Source organism: Pantoea sp. RIT413 (assembly GCF_003057675.2).
Taxonomy (GTDB): Bacteria; Pseudomonadota; Gammaproteobacteria; order Enterobacterales; family Enterobacteriaceae; genus Pantoea; species Pantoea eucrina.
Genome location: NZ_QBJB02000002.1, coordinates 342157 through 353255 on the forward strand (window position 1 = coordinate 342157; position 11099 = coordinate 353255).

Annotated in this window: 10 protein-coding genes; 5 read left to right on the forward strand and 5 right to left on the reverse strand. The window is 53.9% G+C overall.

Going from position 1 to position 11099, the window contains the following annotated elements; translation table 11 throughout:
- Positions 1-148 precede the first annotated feature (148 nt).
- Positions 149-1051, forward strand: a complete 903-nt coding sequence (locus tag DBY66_RS05265; protein ID WP_094110839.1) for a pyridoxal-phosphate dependent enzyme — start codon at positions 149-151, stop codon at positions 1049-1051.
- Between the two features lie 197 nt (positions 1052-1248).
- On the opposite strand, the gene DBY66_RS05270 is transcribed toward DBY66_RS05265, so the two are convergent.
- From DBY66_RS05270 to DBY66_RS05290, 4 genes are all read right to left on the reverse strand, one after another.
- Entirely contained in the window at positions 1249-2151 is a 903-nt protein-coding gene (locus tag DBY66_RS05270) for an alpha/beta fold hydrolase (RefSeq protein WP_108569763.1), read from the reverse strand.
- A 326-nt stretch (positions 2152-2477) separates the two neighbouring features.
- Positions 2478-3695 carry an MFS transporter gene (locus tag DBY66_RS05280; protein WP_108569761.1) on the reverse strand — a complete coding sequence of 406 codons (1218 nt, stop codon included), beginning with the start codon at positions 3693-3695 and terminating at the stop codon, positions 2478-2480.
- Between the two features lie 109 nt (positions 3696-3804).
- A complete protein-coding gene (locus DBY66_RS05285) occupies positions 3805-4632 on the reverse strand; it encodes a universal stress protein (RefSeq protein ID WP_104085711.1) in 828 nt (275 codons plus the stop codon).
- Positions 4633-4650: 18 nt separating this feature from the next.
- A complete protein-coding gene (locus DBY66_RS05290; protein WP_186368991.1) occupies positions 4651-6129 on the reverse strand; it encodes a SulP family inorganic anion transporter in 1479 nt (492 codons plus the stop codon).
- A gap of 482 nt (positions 6130-6611) precedes the next feature.
- Here DBY66_RS05290 and DBY66_RS05295 point away from each other — a divergent pair, with 482 nt between their 5' ends.
- The 3 genes from DBY66_RS05295 (at position 6612) to arsC (ending at position 8815) form a co-directional block, all read left to right on the forward strand.
- On the forward strand, positions 6612-6965 hold the full coding sequence (locus tag DBY66_RS05295; protein ID WP_065647628.1) for a metalloregulator ArsR/SmtB family transcription factor: 354 nt from the start codon (positions 6612-6614) through the stop codon (positions 6963-6965).
- 90 nt (positions 6966-7055) lie between these two features.
- Complete coding sequence (locus DBY66_RS05300; RefSeq protein WP_108569760.1) at positions 7056-8339, forward strand: arsenic transporter; 1284 nt, start codon at positions 7056-7058, stop codon at positions 8337-8339.
- Positions 8340-8386: 47 nt separating this feature from the next.
- Positions 8387-8815, forward strand: a complete 429-nt coding sequence (arsC, locus tag DBY66_RS05305; RefSeq protein ID WP_104085709.1) for a glutaredoxin-dependent arsenate reductase — start codon at positions 8387-8389, stop codon at positions 8813-8815.
- 189 nt (positions 8816-9004) lie between these two features.
- Here arsC and DBY66_RS05310 read toward each other — a convergent pair whose 3' ends face one another.
- Complete coding sequence (locus DBY66_RS05310; protein WP_065647631.1) at positions 9005-9895, reverse strand: LysR substrate-binding domain-containing protein; 891 nt, start codon at positions 9893-9895, stop codon at positions 9005-9007.
- Positions 9896-10049: 154 nt separating this feature from the next.
- On the opposite strand from DBY66_RS05310, the gene DBY66_RS05315 reads away from it, so the two are divergent.
- On the forward strand, positions 10050-10895 hold the full coding sequence (locus DBY66_RS05315) for an MBL fold metallo-hydrolase (RefSeq protein WP_071668282.1): 846 nt from the start codon (positions 10050-10052) through the stop codon (positions 10893-10895).
- The last annotated feature ends 204 nt before the right edge of the window (positions 10896-11099 follow it).

Genomic DNA, 11099 nt, shown 5'->3' on the forward strand with positions numbered 1-11099 from the left:
CTTTAGTCTTGTCTGGACGGAATTGTAACCGGCACTTTTATTACCCATTGTATCCATCCCTTTACGCTCTAACCCATTATGATAAATCTGTTTCTAAACCTGGAATGTTTCTCGTTTATCACGGGAAAAGATAATAAGGATCTTCCTCATGGCAATAAGTATACAAACCCCTCTTATACATTCACTGCCCTTAAGCCAGCATTGTGGATGCCTTGTCTGGCTTAAAATGGAATCTTCCCAGCCGACGGGATCGTTCAAGCTCAGAAGTGCAGAGAACATTTGTCGCCATTATGCGGAAAGGGGCGCAACAGCTTTCATCAGTTCATCGGGCGGCAATGCAGGCATAGCGGTGGCACATTGCGGCCGCAAACTGGGGCTGCCGGTCACTGTGGTTGTGCCGGAAACCACGTCTGACAGGGCAAAACAGCTTATTGAACAGGAGGGTGCAAGAGTTGTTGTGCACGGAAAAGTATGGAGTGAGGCGAACGACTACGCCCTGTCACTGGCGACGGATGACATTATCTGTGTACATCCCTTTGATCATCCACTTTTGTGGGAAGGTATCAGCACAATCGTGGATGAGGTCATCAGCGAAGGGGTAACGCCTGATGCGGTAATTCTTTCTGTTGGCGGCGGGAGCATGCTGTCCGGTATCGCTCAGGGACTGGTGAAACATCAGCTTGGTCATATTCCGGTTTACGCCGCAGAAACCCAGGGTACGGCCTCTCTTCGCGCCTCGCTTAATGCCGGCAGGCTGGTACGTCTTGATAAGGTCAGCGGCATAGCCACGACGCTGGCCGCAAGCCAGGTGTGCGAAAATGTTTTCAATGTGGCCAGCCGTATGGACGTCAGAAGTATGCTGGTTTCAGACCAGGAAGCGCTGAATGCCTGCCGGTGCTTTCTCGATGACCATCGGGTGCTCACTGAGCCTGCATGCGGTGTATCACTCTCACTTTTGTACGACAAAAAAGTCTTATTCAAGCCGGCTGATAATGTACTGGTCATCGTATGCGGCGGGGCCTCTGTCACGCTGGAAGGGATCGCGAGCTGACAGAAGAGCGTATTTATCCTGCCAAAGTTTATGAGCAAAAGGATGGGCGAACTGCCCGGTTAATTAACTTGTTTTAAAGTGAGTTATGCCCTCTTTGGCACAAACAGACTGGCGCGTGGGTCAGGTCCGCTATGAGCGAGCAGCGGACATTTCACTTATGACAGCTGAGTGGTTCTAATACGTTGAACATAACTGACCTATTGCGCTCTTGAAGTCAGGCCAGTGAAGTGTTCCCTCACCATATCCGTTAACTCGAAAATACAATCGAGATGTGTACTATCTGCCACAACCCGACTGCTTACATTCGGATTGCCGCAGTTCCTGAAAAATTCTTCCATACGGCTTACATCAAACAGTTCATCATGCTCAGCAAGCATGATTGTTACTGGAATAGAGATTTCTTTAAGTTGCCTTTCAGGATTACGAGGGGTAAGGGCGTTAGCCATATTAACGCTGTATGTCTGAACAAAGTCAGGCCTTGCATTAATAACCTCACAGGGGAAATTAAGCCTTACTCCTGCACGACGTCCACATAGAAAACCTGCACTCATAGCATTGATTATGAAGCTCAAACGGTTTATCGATGTAAAGGGAGAGGAAAACTCGCGGTTCAGAGCAGGAGGTGAAAAAGGACCTAATGCTGGGGCTAGCAAGATCAGGCTTTCAACAACCCTCGATAGAGAGTATCGGGTAAAGTAATTTATCAGCATACCGCCTCCACTGGAGTGCCCAAGCAAGTGAATTCTGGCATCAGGAAAAGAGGTTCGGACATAATCAATGACGACATCCACATCACGCCAGATTTGAACAGGACTGGAAGCTTCTCCCCGGACACCTACCGAACGACCGTGCCCACGGATATCGACGAGACAAACACAGACGGGCAGATCGTAACTCAACTGTCGTGCAAGAATGTCGTAGCCAGCGTCAGAGTTGACCCCGCCACCATGGTAGACAATAAGAACCTCATCAAGGGCTGCCATTGGCCTGTATACCCGGATATATAAATCATTGATCCGGCTTTCGGTGATGTTATCAGAAGGGAGTAATGAAGCGTTAAATTGCTCATAGCGTTCGACAAAACGGGTGAAGTCAATCACGTCCTGAATTCCTTATTCAATCGGATTCACTACCTGTGAATTTGTGTCATGAAGCATGCACGATTTACTGTATGTATGAGAGTCTTTTTTATATAAAAGTGCCTGATGCACCGCCTGAAAAGCCCTCAGCGCGGTTCTGCAGCCCGAAGGCTGTTTTCGGTATTTTTCCTGTCCGAAATACTGACAAATGCCCCTGATAATTCCTGTATATCTGTATGGTTATGCAGTGAAAGCTATTCTCCACGGCTTAGTGCATGCAGATGCCGGAAACGTCCACTTCTGGCACAAAGCGGACAGTATTTCCTGCCTCACGTATCGTGTTCCGATCAGCCAGAAATATCAGTTTCATTTTCCGGTACGCCAGCTCTGACACGGGTTGCCACCAGACTGGCCGCGAGTATAAAGACGAGGCATAACAGCGCCTGCACCCGAAGGGCAATATGGTTATCAATCAGAACGCCCATGATGACCGGAGAGGCACCACTGGCAAGCACGGTACCCGCCTCAACAGCCGAGCGCACCTTTGCCAGTTGCGCGGGGCCAAACAGCTGTACCCATAGCGCAGTCGCCAGTGTGGACGCAATGGCTGACGATATACCGGTCATGATGAGATAAAACGGCGTGACCCACACGCTGTTACTGAGCCACAGCGCCAGCATGCCAGCGCCCTGCGGCAGCAGAAACCACGGTAACAGACGGCGTGGCGTCAGCCGGTCTATCAGCGGACCAAATGATAACAGGGAAACCGCCTGCGTTATCGCGTAAGCAATAAACCACCCTGCAACCCACGACAGCGCCCATCCTTTCTCCTCTGCCAGACGCGCCTGATGGAAAAAGAACCCTGTGGTGATGAAAGGTGACGCCAGCACTGCGGGCAGAGCAAAAAGCAGATTCCGGTTCTTCCATACTGACGCTTCGCGAACCTTCTCTGCGCCCCGCTTTCTGAACGTCCGCAGCGGCTTTTCGGCAGCGCGCGGAAGGCAGCTGACAGCCAGCGCAACGCCGGCCACCAGAACCGCAGCGTTTATCAGCCAGGCAGTGCGCCATCCCGTCAGAGCGTTAATCTGCACGGCAGCCAACGGAAACAGCGCCTGTGCGAGCGACAGGCCCAGTGCGATAGCACCCAGTGCCTTGCCAGCATCAAGCGGAAACTGGCGCGCAGTCGCCGTCAGGGCGGTATGCACCATCAGGCCTTGTCCGCCGAGGCGAAGCAGGTAAAAGCCTGCACAGAGCGTCCATGCCGCCTGCGCACCGGAGACGAGCAGGCACGCCGTTATCAGCAGCAGGGTAACGGTCAGGGTGAATCGACGGGTAGTGGTGTAGTCAATCAGCCGGCCCGCCCATGTCAGGGTGACGGCACTCATCACGGTGCCCGCGGCATAAAGGCCGCCCAGTCCGCCGTCGCTGAGCCCGAATGCCTGACGCAGGTCCTGCCCGTAAAGCGATACGAAGTAAGTCTGTCCAAAACTCGACATGGCCATCAGTATCGCGCCAAAGGCGAGATGACTGCCGTGCTGATACATAAAGCGAAACAGCTGACGCATGGTATTCCCTGAGCACGGCTGACAAAGGCGCCGCACAAATGAACTGCTCCGGGACTTGTGTTCCGGAGGCTCGTTATGAAAAGGGTCTGCGATTGCAGGCCCGTAACGTTTACCGCAGCATCAGCAGCGGATAACGGCTTTCAGCCAGCATCGCCGTGGTGTGACTGCCGATAAAGAAGCGGCGCAGCCGGGAGTGTCCCCAGGCTCCCATCACGATCAGGTCCGTTCCGTTCTCCTGCGCGTAACGGCACAGCCCGCGCGAGACGGATTCATCCTGTATCAGCCGTGACTCTGCATCAATGCCGGCTGCCTGCAGGATGTGCTGCGCATCATGGAGTGAAGCATCGTCGCCGTTCACCATCACAACATGGCAGGCCAGGCCGCGAAGCAGCGGGCTCACGGTCAGCCGGGTCAGGTTTCGGCGGCTGGCCTCGCTGCCATCCCAGGCAAAAAGTACCCGGGATGGCGCAATAAACGTTTCCGGCACAACCAGCACGGGCGCTTTCTGCAGGCGGATGACGCTTTCCAGCTGGCTGCCCACCGTATGTTCTGCGCCCCGTCGTCCGAGCACCATCAGCCTGACGTCATCCAGCCCGGCAAGGATTTCGTCCAGTGCGCCGTGCATCTGCAGCTGGCGTACCTCCGGGCGTCCCGCCCGGGCCAGCCGTTCAGCACAGCCAGCCAGAATAGTTTTCCCCTGCGCCATAAGCAGGCGGCTGCGCTCACCCTCCACGCGCACAAGCGCTTCGGTCAGCAGCTCTTTGCTGTCGATGCCAATGCTGCCGCTCAGGTCAGAGACGGCCGGATGACCGTCTTTTTCCAGCACGTGCAGCAGGGCCAGCGGCGCGGAAAGGCCGGCGGCGGCCCACGCCGCGTAGTCACAGACTGGCCCGGTTGACGGCGAACCATCCACGCAGGCCACAACGGTATTGTTCATAGCTGTAACTCCTGTCAGTTAGTGACCGCCCATCAGTTTTTCCGCTTCTTCCGGCTTGTCATGCACGCCGAAGCGGTCAACGAGGGTACGGGTGGCGTCGTTCATGCCCGGTATTTCTACCTCAGCGCCTTCGCGGCGGAACTTAATTACCGCCCTGTCCAGTGCGCTAACGGCGGTGATGTCCCAGAAGTGGGCGTGCGTGACGTCAATGACCACGCGCTCTGCCGCTTCCCTGAAGTCAAAGTGGCTCATAAAGCGATCGGCGGAGGCAAAAAATACCTGGCCGGTCACGGTATAGATCCGTGTCTCACCCTCCCGTGACGATCTGACCGTCATAAAGCGCGCTACCTTAGTGGCAAAGTTCAGCGAAGCAATCAGCACCCCGGTCAGCACGCCGAAGGCCAGGTTGTCGGTGGCCACCACCACGACCACGGTTGCCAGCATGACCACGCTGGTCGAGAGCGGATGGCGGCGCAGGTCGGTGATGGATCGCCAGGAGAAGGTGCCGATGGAGACCATGATCATCACCGCGACCAGCGCCGCCATCGGGATCTGCGACACCTGATCGCGGAGGAAAATAATCAGACAGAGCAGCACCAGCCCGGCCGTCAGGGTGGAGAGACGCCCGCGCCCGCCGGATTTTACGTTAATCACCGACTGACCAATCATGGCGCAGCCCGCCATGCCGCCGATAAACGCCGTGCAGACGTTGGCGATGCCCTGCGCCTTGCACTCGCGGTTTTTATCGCTCGGGGTGTCGGTCATGTCGTCCACGATAGTGGCGGTCATCATCGACTCCAGCAGTCCCACCACGGCAAGGCCGGCGGAGTAAGGCAGGATAATCAGCAGCGTATCCAGGTTCAGCGGAATGTCCGGAATGAGGAACACCGGCAGGCTGTCGGGCAGCTTGCCCATGTCGCCCACGGTGCGCACGTCCAGATGCAGCCACATGGAGATGGCGGTCAGCACCACGATGCAGACCAGCGGGGAGGGAATAGTTTTATTGAGGTACGGAAAGAGGTAGATGATTGCCAGGCCTGCGGCGGTGAGCGCATACACGTGCCAGGTCACGTTGGTCAGCTCCGGCAACTGTGCCATAAAAATCAGAATGGCCAGCGCGTTGACGAAGCCCGTCACGACCGAGCGCGACACGTAGCGCATCAGGCTGCCAAGCTTCAGGTAGCCGGCGACCAGCTGCAGCAGGCCGGTTAGCACTGATGCCGCCAGCAGATACTGCAGGCCGTGATCTTTCACCAGCGTTATCATCAGCAGCGCCATGGCGCCGGTAGCCGATGAAATCATGGCGGGACGTCCGCCAAAGATGGCCATAACCACGGGAATACAGAAGGCCGAGTAGAGGCCGACCTGCGGGTCGACTCCGGCAATGATGGAAAACGCGATCGCTTCAGGAATGAGCGCGAGCGCGACGACAATACCGGCGAGCACGTCACCACGGACGTTGCCCAGCCAGTCCTTACGCGTCGAGGACAGCAGCATAGTAATTTCTCAGATTTTAGATACAGTCAGCCCGTGAGGGCAAAAAATTCAGGGACGAAAAAGCACATCCGCAGACGGGATGTTTTTGAGTGCGCGACTGAAACTACTCAGTGCGACAGGGAAGGGTGACGACTCAGGGTGGCGTAAGACGCATAATTTTTGAGTTCTCCTTTACGGCAAAAGGATGCCTTCAGGACTGCAATAAGCCAGCGAAACCCGGGGCGGGGCGCTGACGGCGAAGCCTGCCCCTCTCAGGACAGGCACTAAACTATAAACAAAAACGGTGAGAGGTCAACGTTTCAGCAAGCGGAACAGGGCTGCGAACAGCGGTACCAGCGTGTATATTAACCATGTCTGCGCATGTCACCGCAGAAACATACATGGAATCAGCCTGGTATTTATATATGAATTTATGCATATGTGTTGACGGCATTTGCGCGTAAAGTCACACTGGCTTTTTACGCCAGCTACCCGGAGTTATCATGCCTCAGCTTTTTCCTCTTCAGCTTTTCAAGGGGCTGTCTGACGAAACGCGTTTAAAGCTTGTCCTGCTTCTGCGTGAAAAAGGTGAACTCTGTGTATGCGAGCTGACGCTGATACTGAAAGAGAGCCAGCCCAAAGTATCCCGGCATCTTGCGCTACTCAGAGACAGCGGCCTGCTTATCGACAGGCGTGACGGCAAATGGATCCATTACCGGCTGTCCCCTCACATGCCCGCCTGGGCTGCAGCCGTGATTGAACAGGCTTATCTGTGTCAGCAGGATGACATCCAGCATCTTAGCCGGCAGGCTGAGCGGGACAACGCTACGACCAATGGCAAACCTGTCTGCATTTAAAAATTTACCTATACATATATGCTTTTCCATATTTAACGTTTCTGGTTGCGCTGTGCTTATTCTGTGAGGTGCAGTAGTGAAGGAGGGACTATGTTTCTGGCAGGTGCAATTTTTGTTCTGACGCTGGTGCTGGTTATCTGGCAGCCGAAAGGACTCAGTATTGGCTGGAGTGCTGTTATCGGGGCTGCGCTGGCGCTGCTGACGGGCGTGGTGCATATCGGGGATATTCCGGCGGTCTGGCAGATTGTCTGGAACGCCACGGCCACGTTTATCGCGGTTATCATCATCAGCCTGCTGCTGGATGCATCCGGCTTTTTTGAGTGGGCGGCACTGCATGTTTCCCGCTGGGGAGGCGGCAGAGGCAGGCTGCTGTTCACGTATATTGTTCTGCTGGGCGCGGCGGTGGCGGCGCTGTTCGCCAATGACGGCGCGGCGCTTATCCTCACGCCGATTGTCATCGCCATGCTGCTGGCGCTGGGCTTCAGCCCAGGTGCCACGCTGGCATTTGTGATGGCGGCTGGGTTTATCGCGGACACGTCCAGCCTGCCGCTCATCGTATCGAACCTGGTCAACATCGTAACGGCGGATTTCTTTACGCTGGGCTTTAGCGAATATGCGTCCGTTATGGTGCCGGTGAATATGGCTTCCGTAGTGGCTACGCTGGTAATGCTGCACCTGTTTTTCCGCAAAGATATTCCGGCAGGTTATGACCTGACAAAGCTAAAAATGCCCCGTGACGCTATCCGTGACAGGCGGACCTTCAAAACCGGCTGGCTGGTGCTGATTCTGCTGCTGGCCGGTTTTTTTGCGCTGGAGCCGCTTGGCGTACCGGTCAGCCTGGTTGCGGCAGCGGCGGCCTTCATTCTCTGGCTGGTTGCACGCCAAGGACACGTTATCGATACCCGTAAGGTGCTGAAAGGTGCACCCTGGCAAATCGTTATCTTCTCGCTGGGCATGTATCTGGTGGTATATGGTCTGCGTAATGCCGGCCTGACGGATGATCTCTCAGCCATTCTGAACCGCTTTGCAGAGCACGGCGTCTGGGGGGCAACGCTGGGTACGGGCTTTCTGACGGCATTTCTGTCATCGGTCATGAATAACATGCCCACCGTGCTGGTCGGGGCGCTCTCTATTGACGGCAGTACCGCTCAGGGCACGGTAAAAGAGGCAATGATTTACGCGAACATCATTGGCTGCGACCTCGGCCCGAAAATTACCCCGATTGGCAGCCTGGCAACCCTGCTGTGGCTGCACGTTCTGGCGCAAAAAAATATCACTGTTAGCTGGGGCTATTACTTTCGTGTTGGCATCGTGATGACCCTGCCGGTGCTTTTTGTGACGCTGGCCGCGCTGGCCCTGCGCCTGTCTGTTTAAACGTGATCCGGGCTGCGTGCATGCAGCGCCTGTATGGAGTATGACTGATGACTGACATTACTATTTACCACAACCCGGCCTGCGGCACGTCCCGTAACACCCTGGCGCTTATCCGCAATAGTGGCGTGGAGCCAGCAGTGATTTTATATCTGGAGACGCCGCCGACACGCGCTGAGCTGCAGACGCTGATTGCAGATATGGGAATCAGCGTGCGCGCACTGCTGCGCAAAAATACGGATCCGTTTGAGCAGCTGGGTCTGGCAGAGGATCGGTTCAGCGATGACGAACTGCTGGATGCTATGCTGGCTCACCCCATTCTCATTAACCGTCCGGTGGTGGTAACGCCGCTCGGTACAGCGCTCTGTCGTCCGTCTGAAGCCGTTCTGGATATTCTGCCTGATCCACAGAAAGGGGCATTGATGAAAGAAGATGGTGAACAGATTATCGATGAGCACGGAAACCGTATCGGCCACTGACACCCTGGCATTCCGCCAACAGAGCGGGAGAGGCAAAAACAGCTGGCCTTAAACGACGGCGGGAAGGGGTCAGTCTGTGCCTTCATCTTGCTTCCGACCAGAGCACCCGCACGCGCAGTTCTGCAACGGTCGGAGACGTGTTCGGAGCGTTATCAGCGTCAGAAGTTGGTTTTATCAATAACGGCGACGTTATGCTTTCGGATTAATTTCCGTCATCAGCCATTGCTCAAAAGCATGCAGCGCCGTTTCATTTATGCCTGTTGAAGCCGGTTTTATTAAATGAAACTTTTTGCTGAGTGAAGCAGACTCAGGCCAGGGAGCAATAAGCTCGCCGTTAGTTAACTCTTTTTCGACATATATCCGCGGCACCAGTGCAACGCCCTGTACTGACAGCGCTGCGGCGATAGACATTTCGTGCAGATCATAGCGGACTCCCTGCGCCGGGTTATCAAGTTCAATTCCGGTTTCCTGCGCATAGTACTGCCATGCCTGCGGATTCTGAAGACGGTGAATGCGAGGCAGCTCATTAAGCGGCACGCTCTCTTTTTTGTTCTTCAGAAGTGCCGGATGGCATACAGGCAGCAGCGTTTCCTGAAAAAGAAACTGCATATGCATACCTGCCCATGCCGGATGATCGAAATGTATTACCGCGTCAAAACCACTGCCAGCGAGAATAAAAGGATCTGTTCTGGCGGCGATGTTCACACTAATTTCCGGATACAGGGTATAAAAGCTTTTCAGACGCGGGATTAGCCAGCGGCATGAAAACGTTGGCAGGGCAGCAATCTCCAGAGTCTTACCGCCTTCTGGCACACCTATGACCGATTGCGTATCTCTTTCCAGCCGGTCAAGCGATTCGCGTATTTGATCTGCATAGCGGGCGCCAACTGAATTGAGCGTAACGCGACTTCCGCTGCGATCAAACAATCTGCAGTTTAACATGGACTCAAGGCGGGCTATTTGTCGACTGATTGCGCCTTCGGTAAGTGATAACTCCTGCGCTGCCCGCGCAAAATTTCCATGCCTTGCTGCGGCTTCAAAGGCAAGCATGGCTCGACTACTGGGAATTTTTCTTAGCATTAATACGGCCTGATTATTGATACAAAATTCTTTACAGTGACAAAATATCATTAATCAGTGAATTAATTTCGATTTAAATCGGGAAAACAGTTGCTTAGCATGATGAAAACACATCAGGCAAGCGGGCGCCTGCCAGCACTATTATGAGGTATGTATGCACGGTGATAGTTTCCCGACCTGTCAGGTTGGCGGTTATCAGGTTATTGCGCTGAGCGATGGCACTATGGCGGCCACGCTTGATCTTCTTTCAGGTATTGACGTCGCAAAGGCTGCAAGTATCCAGTGCGCTGCCGGGATTGAGAGACAGGGTGATATCCATATTAACGGTTATCTCATCCGTGGATATGGACACACTATTCTGGTAGATGCGGGCGCTGGCGGGCAAAACAACGTGGGTGGGAGGCTTAAGGAGAAGCTGACGATGCTCGGCATTCTGCCTGATGACGTAGACAGGATATTACTGACGCACGGTCATCCCGATCATATCGGCGGTCTGCTGCATGAAAACGGAGAGCCGGTATATAAAAAAGCTGATCTCTATATTCATCCCCTTGAAATTGCGCACTGGCAGGATAATGAAAAACTACAGAGAGCCAGTGAGCGCGGCAAACATAATTTTGCACTGTTCCGAAAAGTCCTGGCCGCCTATGCCGGGAAGATACGCCTGCTTGATGAAAATGAAGTTGTGCAGGGCATTCGCCCTGTATGGCTGCCAGGCCATACCCCAGGACACACCGGATTTCATATTCATTCCGATAAAAAAGCGGTGTTAATATGGGGAGATGTCGTTCATTTTCCCTATATTCAGTCAGCAGTTCCCGCTGTTTCAATCATGTTTGATGTCAATCCTCTACAGGCTGAAGAGACAAGGAAAAAAGCGCTGCAACAGGCCGTGGATGACAAACTGATTATTGCCGGTATGCATCTGAACCAGACAGGATTCTGCTGTTTCCAGCGGTCTGGAGATGGGTATCTGCTTTGCAGGTTACATCAGGAATAAAAGTATAGGTTTGTACGGAGGCGCTCATAAAAGAAGCAGAAGTTATCAATAATGGGTGCAATGCGAAACTCCGAAATAGCAGATTATTACAGTCGATACTTTCTATGCTGATTTTATTATCATTAAAATCATAAAGTTAAATATTGTTTTTGCGTAACTTTACATTAAATGAGATTTATTTACCTTAGCCAGGGTTTGTTGTTA